The 16,249-nt window shown below is 68.7% G+C and carries 17 protein-coding genes; 7 read left to right on the top strand and 10 right to left on the bottom strand.

What is annotated here, in order from left to right:
* Positions 1-410: 410 nt before the first annotated feature.
* Complete coding sequence (locus G6027_RS02635; RefSeq protein WP_182635155.1) at positions 411-791, bottom strand: SRPBCC family protein; 381 nt, start codon at positions 789-791, stop codon at positions 411-413.
* 251 nt (positions 792-1,042) lie between these two features.
* Complete coding sequence (locus tag G6027_RS02630; RefSeq protein ID WP_182635154.1) at positions 1,043-1,825, bottom strand: alpha/beta fold hydrolase; 783 nt, start codon at positions 1,823-1,825, stop codon at positions 1,043-1,045.
* A gap of 111 nt (positions 1,826-1,936) precedes the next feature.
* Between G6027_RS02630 and G6027_RS02625 the strand changes: the two genes are divergently transcribed.
* Entirely contained in the window at positions 1,937-2,440 is a 504-nt protein-coding gene (locus G6027_RS02625) for a DUF309 domain-containing protein (RefSeq protein ID WP_182635152.1), read from the top strand.
* Positions 2,441-2,524: 84 nt separating this feature from the next.
* Here the strand turns inward: G6027_RS02625 and G6027_RS02620 are convergent, their stop codons facing one another.
* Positions 2,525-3,403 (bottom strand): two pore domain potassium channel family protein, encoded by an 879-nt coding sequence (locus tag G6027_RS02620; RefSeq protein WP_182635150.1) that lies wholly within the window; start codon positions 3,401-3,403, stop codon positions 2,525-2,527.
* Between the two features lie 218 nt (positions 3,404-3,621).
* Between G6027_RS02620 and G6027_RS02615 the strand changes: the two genes are divergently transcribed.
* Together G6027_RS02615 and G6027_RS19420 are read left to right on the top strand one after the other, a co-directional pair.
* Entirely contained in the window at positions 3,622-3,975 is a 354-nt protein-coding gene (locus G6027_RS02615; RefSeq protein WP_182635148.1) for a cupin, read from the top strand.
* Positions 3,976-4,089: 114 nt separating this feature from the next.
* Complete coding sequence (locus G6027_RS19420) at positions 4,090-4,995, top strand: GNAT family N-acetyltransferase (protein WP_182635146.1); 906 nt, start codon at positions 4,090-4,092, stop codon at positions 4,993-4,995.
* A gap of 21 nt (positions 4,996-5,016) precedes the next feature.
* On the opposite strand, the gene G6027_RS02605 is transcribed toward G6027_RS19420, so the two are convergent.
* From G6027_RS02605 to G6027_RS02595, 3 genes are all read right to left on the bottom strand, one after another.
* Entirely contained in the window at positions 5,017-6,036 is a 1,020-nt protein-coding gene (locus tag G6027_RS02605) for a CNNM domain-containing protein (RefSeq protein WP_182635144.1), read from the bottom strand.
* Complete coding sequence (locus G6027_RS02600; protein ID WP_187702525.1) at positions 6,036-7,445, bottom strand: hemolysin family protein; 1,410 nt, start codon at positions 7,443-7,445, stop codon at positions 6,036-6,038. The genes G6027_RS02605 and G6027_RS02600 overlap by 1 nt, the downstream gene beginning before the upstream one ends.
* A gap of 227 nt (positions 7,446-7,672) precedes the next feature.
* Entirely contained in the window at positions 7,673-8,455 is a 783-nt protein-coding gene (locus tag G6027_RS02595; RefSeq protein ID WP_182635135.1) for an acyl-CoA thioesterase domain-containing protein, read from the bottom strand.
* Between the two features lie 142 nt (positions 8,456-8,597).
* Here G6027_RS02595 and G6027_RS02590 point away from each other — a divergent pair, with 142 nt between their 5' ends.
* Positions 8,598-9,077, top strand: a complete 480-nt coding sequence (locus G6027_RS02590) for a MaoC family dehydratase (protein ID WP_182635133.1) — start codon at positions 8,598-8,600, stop codon at positions 9,075-9,077.
* Positions 9,078-9,083: 6 nt separating this feature from the next.
* Here G6027_RS02590 and G6027_RS02585 read toward each other — a convergent pair whose 3' ends face one another.
* Both G6027_RS02585 and G6027_RS02580 read right to left on the bottom strand, forming a co-directional pair.
* On the bottom strand, positions 9,084-9,563 hold the full coding sequence (locus G6027_RS02585; RefSeq protein WP_182635132.1) for a nitroreductase family deazaflavin-dependent oxidoreductase: 480 nt from the start codon (positions 9,561-9,563) through the stop codon (positions 9,084-9,086).
* 9 nt (positions 9,564-9,572) lie between these two features.
* Positions 9,573-10,913, bottom strand: a complete 1,341-nt coding sequence (locus G6027_RS02580; protein ID WP_182635130.1) for a class I SAM-dependent methyltransferase — start codon at positions 10,911-10,913, stop codon at positions 9,573-9,575.
* A gap of 225 nt (positions 10,914-11,138) precedes the next feature.
* Between G6027_RS02580 and G6027_RS02575 the strand changes: the two genes are divergently transcribed.
* On the top strand, positions 11,139-12,563 hold the full coding sequence (locus G6027_RS02575; RefSeq protein WP_182635128.1) for an NAD(P)/FAD-dependent oxidoreductase: 1,425 nt from the start codon (positions 11,139-11,141) through the stop codon (positions 12,561-12,563).
* Between the two features lie 143 nt (positions 12,564-12,706).
* Here the strand turns inward: G6027_RS02575 and G6027_RS02570 are convergent, their stop codons facing one another.
* Together G6027_RS02570 and G6027_RS02565 are read right to left on the bottom strand one after the other, a co-directional pair.
* Entirely contained in the window at positions 12,707-13,123 is a 417-nt protein-coding gene (locus G6027_RS02570) for a PaaI family thioesterase (RefSeq protein WP_182635126.1), read from the bottom strand.
* A gap of 89 nt (positions 13,124-13,212) precedes the next feature.
* Positions 13,213-13,977 carry a hypothetical protein gene (locus tag G6027_RS02565; protein ID WP_182635124.1) on the bottom strand — a complete coding sequence of 255 codons (765 nt, stop codon included), beginning with the start codon at positions 13,975-13,977 and terminating at the stop codon, positions 13,213-13,215.
* A gap of 296 nt (positions 13,978-14,273) precedes the next feature.
* On the opposite strand from G6027_RS02565, the gene gndA reads away from it, so the two are divergent.
* Both gndA and G6027_RS02555 read left to right on the top strand, forming a co-directional pair.
* Positions 14,274-15,746: an NADP-dependent phosphogluconate dehydrogenase gene (gene gndA, locus G6027_RS02560; RefSeq protein WP_182635122.1), complete on the top strand. Its 1,473-nt coding sequence runs from the start codon at positions 14,274-14,276 to the stop codon at positions 15,744-15,746.
* A partial coding sequence (locus G6027_RS02555) for a DEAD/DEAH box helicase (protein WP_182635120.1) occupies positions 15,713-16,249 on the top strand: 537 nt, incomplete at its 3' end. The genes gndA and G6027_RS02555, both read left to right, overlap by 34 nt.

Below are 16,249 nucleotides of genomic sequence, written 5' to 3'. Positions count from 1 at the left end.
ACTTGGCGGTAACTCATTGACCACTACGCGATGGCCCGCCCTCCGCAGCGGACCGCCACACCCTCGTCAGCCAGAACCCCGGCCCCGAAACCCCACCACTCCACGGGACTTACCCCTGGCGGCCGCCGGCTTAGTGGCTGCGGCCATAGATCAAACCGGCTGATCTTGGCGATGGCTCCCAGGCGCGTAGTCGTGACGATGACCGGCGGCTGACCAACCTTGAATGCTTGCCGGACGGTGACCACGCGCGCAGCCCGTCACAAGCTCTCCCAGCCTTCGCTCCACGAAGAATCGGATAACGAACTTTCCCATCAGAAACCCCGACCTGGTGCGTGAGGATCTCGGCAGCCCATCGGTCAGATACTGACGGCCTCGTGCTCTCACCACGCCCCCACCGACGCCGACCCGTCTCAGCGAGCTCGTTCGACCGAAATCCGTTCGATCCGCGGCAACGCGAGAGCCAGCACTGGTAGGTATCCCGCCGCCCAGACCGGGGCCCCGAAGCTGACGACACAGCCGCCCGGCACTCCAATCACCTCGTGCCGGGTCGCATTCACTCCGGCCACCCTCCACGCCCACAGCCGCCGATCCACGAAGTCGGTGATCTCGAACGGCAGTGACAGGCCCGCCACGGTCGTGACCGTCCCCCGCGCACCGGCCGTCAAGCCGGAGTCGCCGTCGACCCGGGCATCCGAGACGGTGGGCCCCCATCGCGGCCAACACTGCACATCGGTGATGACCGTCCACACGGTCTCCGGGTCCACGTTCATCCGCAGTTCGGTCATCCACATCCCGCGACGAAGCGTAGTGCGGACTCTGAGCATCGAACTCAGCCACGTGGCGGATGCGAGGGATGTCATCGTCCGGCCCTGCCCCTCAGCTCCCGGCCCTGTCCGCCAACTTCTCGCGGTGGGCCGCTCCACCCTGTTGACAGCGGACTCCCGTGTTCGCGGACACGGATCATCACCCCATGATGGCAGAGCACCGCGCTGGCGCAACCGTCAACGGTGGCCACCACCACACTCGAGTGGAACCCGCCGAGTCAGCTGGTCCGGTCCAGGATGAGCCGAACCGCTTCCCGGGGCGCGTCCCATTGCGGGAAGTGGCCGCACCGATCGAACCAGTGCAGCGTTGCGTCGGGGAACGCGCGGGCGGCTCGCTGGGCCTGGGCCGGAAGTGTCACCAGATCGCGACGCCCCCACCCGATGGTGACCCGTCCCGGGACCGTGCCCGCGGGGGCGCCCTGCTGTTTCGGACCCTTCGTCAGCGCGTCCATCGCCGCGCCCGTCGCCGGGGCATCGGCCAACCCGGCCACGTCGGGTAGCACGGTCTGCGCTGACAGGGCCCACGGGCGCACGGAGAGCTGCGCCAGCAGGGCGGTCCGACTCACCGGATTTCCCAGGAGGACCGGCAGCGCTCCTCTCACGGCGCTGACCAGGGCGATCGACGGTCGCAGGGTGGCGCTGAACATCGCCAGCTCACGATCGCTCCAGAATCCACCGGGATCCAACGCCACGGTGTCACCACCGACGCCGCGCCGGGCCAGCTCGAGCACGATCCGCCCACCCATCGACTGACCAGCCGTGGAGACCCCGTCCAGACCCGACTCCTCGATGAACCGGGCAACCGCGTCGGCCAACGTCGCGATGGACACCTCGCCATCCAGCGGTGGGGACTCGCCGAAACCAGGCAGGTCGACCGCGATGATCTCGCGACTCGCGGCCAGATCGTCGATGATGGGCTCCCACGATCGCCACCCCGCGCCGAGGCCGTGCACGAGCAGTAGTGGACTGCCCTCTCCGCGTCGAACATGATGCAACGTCATGGGATAAGCCTACGGAGTGAGCGGAGGACAGGGCGCGCGCGAAGTGTCACGATGGGGGCCCGGTGCCCGGGTCCGTGGCAGACCGGCGACGACGAATGGGACCATCGAGGTATGCGCACTCCGGACGGCATCGACCGTGATCGTGACGAGGACGGCCGCGCGCGCAACGCGCGTCCCCGTGACGAACTCGGCCGACCCCTGCCACCGGGGAGCGTCGGCGTCGAGCGCGTTCCCGAAGACCTTGACCTGCCCCCCGCCGAATCGCTGGCGTGGGCGCAGGATCTGCTGGACCGTGGCCTCGCCTTCAATGCGCACGAAGTGCTGGAAGGCGCGTGGAAGAGCTCCCCCGCCGACGAGCGCGAGCTCTGGCAGGGCCTCGCCCAACTGGCAGTAGGCATCACCCACATCCAGCGCCGCAACACCACGGGCGCCCTCGCACTACTCGAGCGTGCGGCCGACCGTATCGGTAGCCAGGACGACCCGGCACCTCACGGGATCGATGCGCCCGGACTGGTCTCCTATGCCGAGGACCTCATCGTCGAACTACGGCGGAACCCGGATCGCGCACCTGACTGGTTGACCCCTCGCCTCGTCGGCCCGAAATCCCAGGCCTGAGGCGGCGACACGACGCGACGACGAACCGGACGGTGACGACACCGTCACGGTCGCCCGCGAAACGGCGTGCCACCGCCGACTGGCTCAGTCGCGAGCGCTCCGCGCGTGGTCCGCGGCGTAGGCCCGGAACACCTGCTGGAGGTCCGCCTCGTCCCCCACTCGGACGAATCCCCGGAGAGTCTCCGCCATGTTCTCCAGGGATGTCGAGAGCATCGCTGTCGCGAATCCCGTCTCCTCGCCCGCGTTCGCTGCCGCCGCGTCCCTCAGCTCCAGTGCGTAGTAGATCTGGCGCGACAACGACTGTCCCGGGTCCTCGTCGTGGAAGTAGTACGTCTCCGAGTGTTGGGTCATATCCACGCACACGATGTCGATATCCATGGCGAGCTGGTCCAGTACCCGGGTGACCGTGTCCGAGGGAAGGTCGGACATCGAGCCGGCGACTCCGGCTTCCGCCAGTCCGTGGAGTCGCAACGCCAGCGCCCTGCGACGGGTGAGCGGCGGGTATATCTGCATGAACCACGTGAGCGCAGCTGTCAGCACGGCGAATCCCACCAGCGCCTCCAGCGGAGCGAGTGCTCGGATGAAGGGCTCGGTGGCGACCATGTCCCCGAATCCCAGGGTCGCCAGGGTCACGAACGAGACGTACAGGGCCTCGATGAGATCGGGGTAGCGGCCGGGATCGATACCCGAATCGTAGGTGAAACCCCCGGGAACGTGGGGCAGGTAGATCAGCGCCCAGCCCAGCCCCTGCAACAGCACCCAGACCAGGACTGTGATCACCATTCCCGCGGGGCCGACTGCGGAACCGAGTCGATGACCGAGTCGCCGCGACGACGCCCAGAGTGTCGAGATCACCGCGTTGCTGAGGGCCCCTTCCCCGCGCGGGTGCAACAGGGCACGGAACATGTCCACCAATCCGAACGCGATGATCAGCAATCCGACCACTGTCAGGGCGATACCCACCGGCCCTCCACTTCCCACTCGACAACACCTCGGAGCAGGACCGCCAACCTACCGGGGTCCAGCACCAGTCTCGCAGGCTGGGTAACGGAGACACCGTCGAACCCACGTCGGTCGCTGGCCGGCCGCACAGGGTTGCCTGCCGGGGCAGCGGGAACGGATCGAAACCAGCCGAAGGCGCGTAGCGTCGAGGTCAACCCTGGAAGACGGTGATACGCGCTATGACCAACGTGACCGACACCGCTGATCGCATCCTCGCCCGAGCTGCGGACGCCCCGCACGGCCGACACGCCGAGATCCTCGTCCGCGAAGGCCCTCTCCGCCAGTCGCTGCTGGCCTTGACGGCGGGCACCGAGCTCGAGGAGCACAATTCTCCCCCGGCAGCGAGCCTCTACCTGCTTCGAGGGGCAGTGCAGGTGACCGGCGAGTCCACGGTCGACATCGGGGCCGGCGAGCTCCACACCCTCACCCATCACCGGCACGCCGTCAGGGCCCTCGAGGATTCGGTCTTCCTGCTCACCACCGTCACCAGCATCGAGGGACAGGGCAGCCACACCGATCCGCCGACCGCCTGAGCTGATCATCTGGGCGGTTCCGTGGTGTCAGTCCCCCTGGCGCCGGTCTCTTTGTGCCGAATGCCTGGTGCCGGATTCCTGGCGTGATGCCGGGGCGTGACGGACACTGACGGCATGCGCACGAGACACGTCAGCACGGTGATCCACCGCTCTCCGGCGGACGTCTACGACTTCGCCTCCGATCACGCGAAGCTCGTCACCTGGGCGTCGGGACTGGCCACCGCGGAGGCCTCCGTCGATGGCGACACCCTGATCGTCGACTCCCCGATGGGGAGGGTGAGCGTCCGATTCGTCCCCAGGAACGACTTCGGGGTCCTGGACCACGAGGTCACCCTGCCCGACGGCGCGACGGTCCACAATCCGCTCCGAGTCGTACCCCACCCCCACGGGGCGGAAGTGATCATGACCGTCCGTCAGCTCACCGACGACGACGACGAGTTCGAGCAGGACACCGCCACCGTGGCAGCCGACCTGGATCGGCTCAAGAGCCTCCTCGAGAAAAATTGCCCCTCGGGTACGCCGACGTCTGACCGTCCCGCCGTGCAGGCGGATGTCCGCGTGGCGACGCCGGAGGATGCGACGTCGCTCGGGCATCTGCTCCACGACTTCAACACCGAGTTCGACTGCGCCACGCCGAGCGCGACCGAGGCGGCAGGGCGATTCGAGCGACTCCTCGATCGTGAGGACGTCCTCGCCGTCGTCGCCGGACTCACCCACGGCCGCGAGGTCGGCACCGACGTCGGCTTCGCGTTCCTCACCCTCCGCCCGACCCCCTATTGGGACGGTCCCCTCGCCCAACTCGAAGACCTCTACGTTCGTCCGGACCTCCGAGCGGCCGGCATCGGAACCGCGGTCCTGCACCGGTCGGTGTCCGAAGTCCGTCGGCGCGGGTGCGAGGAGATACTCATCAACGTGGACTCGGACGACCTCGGCGCCCGCCGGTTCTACGAACGTCACGGCTTCTCAGACCTCGACCCGGATACCGGTTCCGGGATGCGGTGCTACCTGCGTCAATTCTGAGCACGGAGAGAGTCCGCCGCGTCATCCGACGGAACCGGCCCCCTCGGGCAGGATGTGCCTCAGGATGTCGGAGATCGTGATCACGCCGACGAACCTGTCCTGGTCCATCACCGCGGCGAGTTGCTCGCTCCGCTCCCGCGACACCGCGAGCGCCTCGTATACCGGCGTCTGGGTGTCCAGCAGCATGACCGGTCTGGCCAGTTCCCGCGCCGGGTGGCCCTCCTGCTCCAGCAGCGTGTCGCGCACATGCACCACCTCCGGAGTGGAATTCCCGTCGAGGAGGAGGATGCGCATGTGTCCCGTTCGAGCCGCGGCCTCCTGGACCTGCGCCACGGTGGCATCCGCGGCCACCGCGGTGGGTGATTTGTCGGTGTCGACGAGTGACCCCACCGTCAGCTGATCGAGGCCGAGCGCTCCGGTCAGTGGGGAACTGAACGTCTCGTCCAGGGCACCGACCGACGCCGAGTGCTCGACGAGCTGCCGGATCGTAGCGGCATCCTGACCTCCCACCGCGGCCCGCTCGACCGGCGTGACACCACTGGCGGAGACCAGACGATTGGCGACCGCGTTCACCCACCGAAGGAGCGGCCGGAAGACCCAGATGAAGCCCCGGGAGGGAATCCCGATGAACTTGGCGGAGAACTCCGGGTGCGCGATGGCCCACGACTTGGGTGCCATCTCCCCCACCACCAGGTGGAGGAAGGTCACGAACAGCAGTGACAGCGCGAACGCGGCGCCTCCGGCCACCTGCACCGGCGCTCCCAGGGAGGCGAGGACAGGTCCGAGCCAGGCGTCGACGGCCGGCTTGGTGACCGCGCCCAGTGCGAAGGTGCAGGCGGTGATCCCCAACTGGGCGCCCGCGAGCATGACCGTCAGCTCGTTGATCCCCCGCAGGGCGGCCCGCGCCGAAGCGCTCCTCTCCGCGTCCTTCTCGAGCCGGTGTTGACGAGCTCCCAGCAGCGCGAACTCGATCACCACGAAGAAGGCGCTCAGGACGATCAACGCCGCGGTGATCGCGACGACGACGACCGGATTGTCCATCACAGCTCCTCCCCCTGTCCCGACTCGCGCTGCCCGTCGTCACCGGGACGCCCGGAGTGCTCCTCCTGGGAGTCCACCAACCGGACCAGCAGTTCGCCGGGTACCAGCCGGGCCACCTCGAGGACCTCGATCTCCAGGGCGAACTGAATCGGCTTCTCGGCGATCAGTTCCCGGGGCTCGATCGGCAGTTCCACCCGCACGGTCTGACCCACCTCCGGGAGCTCGCCGTGAGCGGAGATGGTCAACCCCGCCATGGTCTCGAAATCTCCGTGGGGAAGCTCATGACCGAGCGCCCTCTCGGCCTCGTCGACGTGGACGTCACCGTCCATCCGCCAGATTCCCTCGTCCACGACCGCGATGACCGACTCGGGTTCGGTGTCGTGTTCGTCGGTCAACTCCCCTACGAGCTCCTCGGACAGGTCTTCGATCGTCAACACGCCCGCGAATCCTCCGTACTCGTCGACCACCGCCGCGAGCTGCGTCTTAGACCGGGTCAGCGTCGACAACGCGTGGGGCAGGGACATCAACGAGGGCAGGACCACCGGTGGTCGCATGATCTCCGAGACCGGTAGGTCGCCCTGCACACCCCGACGGAGGAGATCGGCCAGCTGAACGACCCCCAGCGGCTCCAGACTCTCTGAGACCACCGGATACCTCGTGTGCCCCGAGGCCATCAATGCCCGGACCTCTGCGACCGTGTCATCCGGACCCACCACGCTGGTCTGGGGCCGCGGGACCATCGCGTGCTCCACAGTGCGCTCCGGGAAGTCCAGGATCCGGTCGATGAGAACGGACAGGTTCTCGGGAAGATCGCCGCTGTCCCGCGCGTCCGCCACGATCCGCTCGAGATCCTCGGAGGTGGCCGTGGAGTCCAGATCGTGGACGGGCGTGACCCCGACCACCCTGAGCAGCAGGTTCGCTGCCCGGTCGAACACCACGATGAGCCAGCCGAACACGGTCAGGTAGATGGTGGTGGACCGCGCCAGACCGCGGGCCAGGGGCTCCGGGCTGGCGATAGCCAGGTTCTTGGGATAGAGCTCACCGAAGATCATCTGCACCACGGTCGCGGCCACCAACGCCAGGACGGTGCCCACCGTGACGCTGACCGCCGCGGGAACTCCGATCCCGCCCAGGAGGGTCCCCAGCGATTCGCCGACCAGCGGTTCGGCCACGTACCCGACCAGCAGGCCGGTGACAGTGATACCCAACTGGGCGCCCGACAGCATGAAGGACGTCCGTTGCGTGACCCTCAGTGCCCGCTGCGCTGCGACGTCTCCCGCCTCGGACAGTGCTTTGAGCCTGTTCCTGTCCACGGACATGTAGGCGAATTCCTGGGCCACGAAGTAGCCGTTCGCGGCGATGATGGCCAGGATCGCGAGGATTCCCAGCAACAACATCAGAAGGGTCATGACCACGGAGCCGCCTCCCCCCTCGGGGGACGCCGTGTCGGCACTCGAGTGCCGTGGATCTGAGAAAGAGGATGAGGGCGACTAGGTCCCGGGTCGTCGGTCGACCCGGTCCTTCCAGAGGGGGTACCCATCAGGGCTTCTCACACACTCCGTTTCGTGAGTAGTCGTGTATGACTCCCCCGAGTATGGCCCAGTGCGCCCCCCGAGACCACACCTCTCGGCCGAGCTCACTGTCCCGGGGCGACGGGGCGGATGGTGAGGGTCTGCGAGAGGGTGCCGATCGGACCCGATTGGTCGTGCAGGACGCTCGAGGTGAGCCCGAGCCCGCCCGGACCGAAACTCACCCGGGTGTCGAACCCGACCCACTCCCCGCGTGGCTCGCGGAAGAGGTGGGCGGTGAGGTCGATGTTGGGGAACTGCACGTCCTCGGGAGCCGCGCGGATCGCCATTCCGTTGGCGATGTCGAACAGCCCTGCCGACCGGGCCAGGCTGCCCACCGACTCCCGTGCGACCAGCGGGACCTCGGTACGCACCCAGTACCGAGCCCTCCCCGGCCCGACCGAGTCCCGGCGGACCTCCGCGGACGCCAGGTACCCGCCCTGCCAGACCGAGGTGGGGTCCCACTGCGCCATGTCGGACGGCCCCGGGATCGGGTCGAGGCCGACGCCCTCGATCTCCGTGGTGTCTCTCGGTTGCTGTAGCCAGGCGCGCAGGCGGACTCCCACGCGATCCGCGATTCCGTATGTGGCCTCCACGAGTTCGATCGTGCGCCCCGGTCTGAGTACCTGCACGTCCACCGCGACCGGGTCCATGGGCACGGTGCCGAGGATCTCGTAGGTCAGGCGCGAGATCACCATGGGATCGTCCCGCCGACGTCGCAGGTCACCCTCCACCTCGTGCACGAGCAGCCCGAATGACGGGCCGATATGCTGCACCGCCGGATCCCACGCCCCGGTGGCGTGTGAGGTGGGGTGGAACCGTCGGTCACCGAGTCGCTCGAAGTACGCCACGCCTGCCTCCCATCGGGTGAACTGTCACTAACTGACTACCACGTGATGAGGGGTCCGACCGTGAATCGGCACCCACCGTCACCCGCGTGCGGTTGACTCTGAAACGGAAGCACGAGCCCGACCCCGCGCCCAGGAGTGACAGATGACCGCCGAGCAGTACGACACCTTCGACACGCCTGTCGACGACAGGTACCTCGACGACTACCTGGAAGGACGCACGTACCGTTTCGGTGAGGAGTCGGTGGGCGCCGAAGAGATCATGGAGTTCGCCCGCAGGTACGACCCGCAGAGCATCCACACTGATCCCGAGGCGGCCGCTCACGGCCCGTTCGGAGGGCTGATCGCGAGCGGTTGGCAGACCGCAGCGCTCATGATGCGCCTGTTCGCCGACAACTACCTCACCGCTGTCGCGAGCCTGGCGTCCCCCGGGATCGACGAGCTCCGCTGGGTCCGGCCGCTGCGCCCGGGCGACCGGCTCACCCTGATCTGCGAGACGACCGGTGTCCGCCCCTCCAGGAGCAAGCCGGACCGCGGGGTGCTCACCACGGATGTGACGCTGGTCAACCAGGACGACGAACCGGTCCTGACGGCCACGGCGCTCAACATGGTCGCCCGCCGCTGATCCGTCTCAGAGCCTGGGCGTCAGGTGGAAGAGCGGCAGGTGCCTGGTCGTGCGGGTGGCGTAGATCTCGTAGTTCGGCCACACCTTCACGGCGGCGTCCCAGGCCGAGGCCCGCTCGTCCTCGGCCACCTCCCGCACGTCCACGGTGAGCCTGGCGCCGTAGACCGACACGTCGACCTCGCCCTCCCCCGCCGCACGGAGGTTGTGCACCCACGCAGGTGCCTTCTCGCCCCCCCAGTTGGAGCCGACGACCACCACGCCGTTGCGCCACGATGCGAACAGCAGCGGAGTGTCGCGCCGCTCACCGGACTTCCTGCCCGGGACGTGCAACGTGAGCGTGGGTAGCCCCGCCACCCGGAGCAGCGGGACGCGGCCACCGGAGATCCTGTTCATCCACTTGTCGACGGTCACCACGAGATGGGAGTTCTCCCGCGTGGCGTCCTGACGTCCGAACCAGATCGCGATCGGGGTGAGAAAGTTGCTCATGGACGAACCCTAGGACGTCGGCGGACCGTCACGGAGGTTCAGGGTGCTTTTCGCCGTGGCGACCACCTGGACCGATTCGAGCCAACCATTACGCAATCCGGCGTCGAGCGAAGCGAGGTGGAACGCCCACATCCGCCGGTACACGGCGTCGAACCCCAGTGCCGCCGCGTCCCGCCCCCGGTGGGCGAACGTCTCGGACCACAACCTCACCGTCTCGGCGTGGTGAGACGTCGCCTCGATCCGCCCCAGCAGACGCAGCCGCGGAGAGCGGTCGATGGCCGCGACCAGTTCCGACCAGGACACCACGGGGCCCGCCTCGGAGACATAGCGCGAGCCCCACGCGGCGAGTTCGACGACCGCTGGCCTGGGGCGCTCCGCGGACACCACCGCCGCGATCGCGAGTCTGCCGCCATCCGCCAGGACCCTCTCGGCCGTGTCCAGCACCTCCGCGTAGCCGGCGACACCCGCCGTGACCCCGGGGTCGGCCGCGACCACGGCGTCGACCTTCCCGCGCGCGTCCACCGGCCCACCCAGGAAGAGGGTGATCTCGTCGTCGAGCCCCGCCGCGGCGAATCTCGACCCGAGGGCGGACAGCCGCTCGGTCGAGGCGGTCATGGTCCGTACGTGTGCGCCGCGCTCGGCGGCCCGCATCGGTAACTCACCCCACCCCGGCGTGGCCACGAGGACCCGCGAACCGGTGCCGACACCCGCCAGGGTGAGGAGCGTGTCGACCGACCGCCGCTGGGCGTCCCCCAGATCGTTGCGTCGAGGGGGCGACGCCGGGGACTCCAGGTGGACCACGTCGGTTCCGTCCTCCATCCGTGCGCGGGTACGTGCTCCTGAGGCGAACACCGCGCCCGTCGTCGACATCGTCTCGTCGGTGTAGAGGGAGGTGAGCGCACCGGGGACGGAATCCTCGAGCTCAACGCCCACCGGCCCCCCGCGCCTGCGCCCCCCACCGGGGGTCCCGCGACCGTCGCGCCCATAGGCTCGTTCACCCGGGTGGGCGCAGTCGGAGTTCCCGGCGATCCAGGGACCGAGGACCCCGATGGCCGCGCCGAGGTCGATGGTCGTCCACTCACCGGCCATGTAGGACTCCCCCAGGCCGAGCACCCCGGCTGTCGCGAGGCGGGCCCAGAAGCGCTCGGGGTCTCGGAGGACCATGCGGACCGGGGCGTCGTACTCGCCCGCCGCCGTCGAGTCCGGGTAGTCGATCCTCAGACCGAGCTCCCTGGTCGACCGCCTCAGTGCCTGGGCGACCTCCCCCGCGGCCTGGCCGCCCACTCCGTCGGGCTCCGCGAGCGCGGGCCAACGATCGAGGTCGACGGTCTGCGGTTCGAGTCTGACCACCGGGTCCCTCCTCAGGGGTGTCGTCAGTGGGACGGTACCGCCGCCCTTGGCTCGGGCGGGTCAGGCGCGACGGGGGGACCGTTCACCGTGACGAGCCCACTACGTGTGCACCGGCAACCGCATACCACTACCCTGGGGACTCGTGCCCGCGCGTGACCCGCCCGGGGACCCGAACGGCGAGCCCCCGCGCTCACCACGACAGCCTCACCTTCACCAGGAGCCGCCATGACCGAGCCCGCACACGACCAGGTCACCGCCACTGCACCGGCCGGACGCCGGCACCGCGTCGTCATCATCGGGTCCGGCTTCGGCGGGCTGTTCGCGGCCCAGCAACTGAAGAAGGCGGACGTGGACGTGACCCTGGTCGCCAAGACCGGGCACCACCTCTTCCAGCCCCTGCTCTACCAGGTGGCGACCGGGATCCTCTCGGTAGGCGAGATCGCCCCGCCCACCCGGCTCATCCTGCGCGACCAGAAGAACGTCACCTGCATCCTCGGGGACGTCAACAAGATCGACGTCGCCTCCAAGACCGTGTTCGCCTCCGCCGGCCACATCCGCTTCGACCTCGAGTACGACAGCCTCATCGTGGCCGCCGGCGCCAACCAGTCGTACTTCGGCAACGATCACTTCGAGCGCTGGGCCCCCGGCATGAAGACCGTGGACGACGCCCTGGAGCTGCGCAGCCGGATCCTCGGATGCTTCGAACAGGCGGAGGTCACCGAGGACGACGAGGAGCGCCGCCGCCTCCTGACGTTCATCATCGTGGGCGCGGGACCGACCGGTGTCGAGATGGCCGGGCAGGTCGCGGAGCTGGCCCAGCACACCCTGAAGAACACCTTCCGCCGTATCGATCCCGCCTCCGCCCGGGTCATCCTCCTGGACGCGGCCCCCGCGGTCCTCCCGCCGTTCGGCAACAAGCTGGGCAACGCGGCCCGGGCCCGGCTCGAGAAGATGGGTGTCGAGATCCAGCTCAACGCCATGGTCACCGACGTGGACCAGCGCGGGATCGAGGTGAAGGATCCGGACGGCTCGGTCCGCCGGATCGACGCCACCTGCAAGATCTGGTCCGCGGGCGTCCAGGCCAGCACGCTCGGCAAGATGCTCGCCGACCAGACCGAGGCCGAGATCGATCGCGCGGGACGCGTCCTGGTGCAGAAGGATCTCTCGCTGCCCGGGCACCCCGAGATCTTCGTGGTCGGCGACATGATGAGTCTCGACAAGCTCCCCGGCGTCGCGCAGGTCGCGATCCAGGGCGGCAAGTACGCCGCGAAGCAGATCACGGCCGAGGTCGAGAAGGGCAAGTCCCCCGCCGAGCGGCCACCGTTCAAGTACTTCGACAAGGGCTCCATGGCCACAGTGTCGCGCTACAGCGCGGTGGTGAAGGTGGGCAAGCTGGAGATCTCCGGCTTCATCGCCTGGGTGATGTGGCTCGTGGTGCACCTCGCGTACCTCATCGGATTCAAGAACCGCTTGACCACCATGTTCTCCTGGGGAATGCACATGGGCGGCGACCACCGCTCCCAGCTGACCTCCACGCAACAGTGGGTCTACGGTCGACAGGCCATCGAGCGGGTGGCGGCCCACGAGAAGGCCCGGTCGGCGGAGGAGGCCCGCGACCGGACTGTGGAGACCACGTCGATCGGCGACTGAGGGACGACCATCCAGACCGCTCCACCGAATCACACGGTAGAGCGACGAGCGCCCGGCGGGATTCCGTCGGGCGCTCGTCGTAGCCCGTCCCCGTCGTCGCCCACCCCCCGGGCCGTCCTGGGCACCGCGTCCCGGGGCGGCGCCTACTGGAGGTTCGCGAGTCGGACCTGACCCACGGCTGCGGTCCGACCGTCGTCACCGGTGATCTCGACACGCCAGAGTTGCTGGCTGCGACCCCGGTGCACGGGGGTACCGGTAGCCGTGAGCGTTCCCTCGGTAACGGCCCGCAGGAAATCGGTCGAGTTGTTGACCCCGACCACTTTTCCCTCACCGCCGAGCCACACCGCGCCCGCCACACTCGCGACCTCCTCGGCGATGGCACAGTAGACGCCGCCGTGGACGATCCCGTAGGGCTGGTGCAGGTGCGGTCCGACGTCCACCGAGACCACGACCCTGTCGGGGGTGATCTCCAGGTAGTCCATTCCGATGCCGCCGCCGAAACCGGCTCCGGACTGTCCCCGGATCAGTTGGATGAACTCGTTCTCGACCTCGTCGGACATCGACCCTCTTCTCCCGGCCCGGGCCCTCCGGGCGATCCGAGTACCGACGCTACCGCGCCTCCGCGTCCACCGAGCGGAGTCGGGCGCGGTCAGCGGACCGAGCGCCAACCCCTGTCGCGCACCGGGATCGGCCCCGATCCGGGCGTGCGCGGAAGGGCACTACGCCTGCGTACCGCCAGACCCGAGTCGTGTAAGGCCTGCAGGACGAGTTGCCCGCGGCGGTATCCGGTCTCGGAACTCGTGTCGGCGAAGGTCGGGACGATGGTCGCGGCGCCCAGGACGCATTCCCCGACCACCGACCACAGGGTGTCGACACTGCAGTTGCTCACACGGGAGAGGTCGTCGAACACCGGGCTCAGGGTCATCCGTGAACGGCAGGCGAGCCACTGGGCGAGCGCCTGCTCGCACGGCAGGACCACGGTCCCCGGCGAACCCGCGGACGGGTCGTCGCAGAGGAGACGCAACGTGGTGTCCCGGACACCCGCCCAGTCGAGTCCCCCTTCGATGTCGGTGCGGACCGCGAGGTTCTCCGCACCCGTGTCCCACACCCGGCCGATGGTGACGAAGCTCGCGACCGCCCGGCCGATCACCCCGTGGGCGAACGCGTCCGCGACGAGATACGTCGAGAAGCGGATGTCCCCGGATTCTGCGAAGTAGTTGCGGAACATCGTCTCGACACGTCCGCCGTCCACCGCCCGCTCCAGCGGAACCCACCGGCGGCGGGACTGGGTACCGAGGTCCGCGATCGAGTAGAACTTCGGGTATCCCGGTCTGAATCCGGCGAGCACCTCGACCGTGTCGTTGAACACCGTGCGCGTACCCACGATCTGTGTGGGCAGCATGGAGCTGGTCATGTCTGCTGCTTCCCCCTCAAGGATCACTTCTCACCCGGGCCGCCTACAGACCGGCGCCACCCCGCGGCGCGTTTCCCCCCGTTCCGCGGGTGCACCGGTGTCCCGGCCCGGTAATAAGTGATACAACACACCACCTCTCCCAACCAAGGGTTTGGGACCGGTTCCGGCAATCGTTGCACTCAGTGCACCACTGATCTGTCAGCAAACACTCAGGTTCACACACGCCCGCCGACCGCCCCCTCTCCCCCATCGATGCAGGTCCACTGCCCGCGAATCCGTGGACTACTCTGGGACTCATGAGTACTGAGCGCGAGGACGCGCAGCCGACCTCAGACACCAACGGGACTGCCGACATCGGAGTCACCGGACTCGCGGTGATGGGCTCGAACATCGCCCGGAACTTCGCCCGCCACGGATACACGGTCGCCGTTCACAACCGCTCCGCCGGCAAGACCGACGCCCTCCTGGACGAGCACGGCGGGGACGGGGACTTCGTCCGCACCGAGACCATCGAGGAGTTCGCCGCCGCGCTGCGGTCTCCGCGTCGAGCGCTCGTCATGGTTCAGGCCGGAGCACCCACCGACGCGGTGATCGAGGCCCTCGCCGAGGCGTTCGACGAGGGCGACATCATCATCGATGGGGGCAACTCCCTCTTCACCGACACCATCCGCCGGGAGAAGGCGATGGCCGACCGCGGGATCCGGTTCATCGGAGCCGGGATCTCCGGTGGTGAGGAGGGCGCCCTGGAGGGCCCGTCCATCATGCCGGGTGGCCCGGCCTCCAGCTACGAGGTCGTCGGGCCCATGCTCGAGGACATCTCCGCCAAGGTCGACGGGACCGCGTGCTGCACCCACATCGGCGAGGACGGCTCGGGCCACTTCGTGAAGATGGTGCACAACGGGATCGAATACTCGGACATGCAGCTCATCGGCGAGGCGTACCACCTCCTCCGCGGCGTGGCCGGGATCGAACCGGCGGCCATGGCCGAGGTGTTCCGCGAGTGGAACACCGGCGAGCTCGACTCCTACCTCATCGAGATCACCGCCGAGGTGCTCGCCCAGGTGGACGCCGAGACCGGGTATCCCCTGGTCGACGTGATCGTCGACCGTGCGGGCCAGAAGGGGACCGGCCGGTGGACGGTCAAGTCCGCCCTCGATCTGGGCGTCCCGGTGACCGGTATCGCGGAGGCCGTCTTCGCGCGCGCGCTGTCCAGTTCGGTACCGCAGCGCGAGGCAGGCCGGGCGCTGCCCTCCGGCGCGGTGTCGACCCCGAGCGGGACCGGCCCCGAATTCATCGAAGACGTCCGACGGGCGCTCTACGCGTCCAAGGTCATCGCCTACGCCCAGGGATTCGATCAGATCACTGCCGCCACCGCCGAATACGGTTGGGATGTGGCGCGGGGTGACCTGGCCACGATCTGGCGAGGTGGGTGCATCATCCGCGCCACCTTCCTCGACCGCATCCGCGAGGCCTACGCGGAGAACGCCGAGCTCCCGACCCTCCTGGCCGCCCCGTATTTCGCCGAGGCCCTCGCCGACTGTGTCGACAGCTGGCGACGCGTCGTCACCACAGCGGTCACCGCGGGGATACCGGCGCCCGGGTTCTCCGCGGCCCTGGCCTACTACGACGGACTCCGGACCGAACGACTACCCGCCGCGCTCATCCAGGGCCAGCGCGACTTCTTCGGCGCCCACACCTACCTGCGGACCGACCGCGAGGGCAGCTTCCACACACTGTGGAGCGGCGATCGTACGGAGGTGCAGGTCTGACCGGGTCGGCTCAGACCGATCTGGGCCGTCTTCTCGCCGCGCTCGGCGTTGCGGTTCCGGTCAGACACGCCGTCTCCACCGTCGTCGACGGTCCGGCGAGCGCGATCCAGACCGTGGCGCTCGAGGACGCGGTGGCGGACCGCGATCTGCTCGCGGTCGCGCCGACGGGCTCCGGGAAGACCCTGGTGTTCGCGATCGCCGTGGCACACCGGTTGGCCGGGGCCCCGAGTCTGCCGCTCCGGCCGCGTGCCGTCGTCGTCGCCCCGACCCGCGAGCTGGCGGTGCAGAACGCCGAGGTCCTCGCCGAGGTCGGCGCGGGTGCCGGACTCCGCGTCGCCACGTTCGTCGGCGGTCAACCGCTGTCCAAGGACCGCAGGACCCTGGTGGCGCCGGTTGACATCGCGGTGGGCACCCCGGGTCGTCTGACCGATCTGATCCGGACGGGAGCCCTGTCCACCGCAGACGTCCAGGTTCTCGTACTCGACGAGGCAGATCATCTGTTA

Source organism: Dietzia sp. SLG310A2-38A2, assembly GCF_014145095.1.
Lineage (GTDB): Bacteria > Actinomycetota > Actinomycetes > Mycobacteriales > Mycobacteriaceae > Dietzia.
The sequence above is the reverse complement of the archived record's forward strand: the minus strand, read 5'-3'. Positions and strand labels throughout refer to the sequence as shown.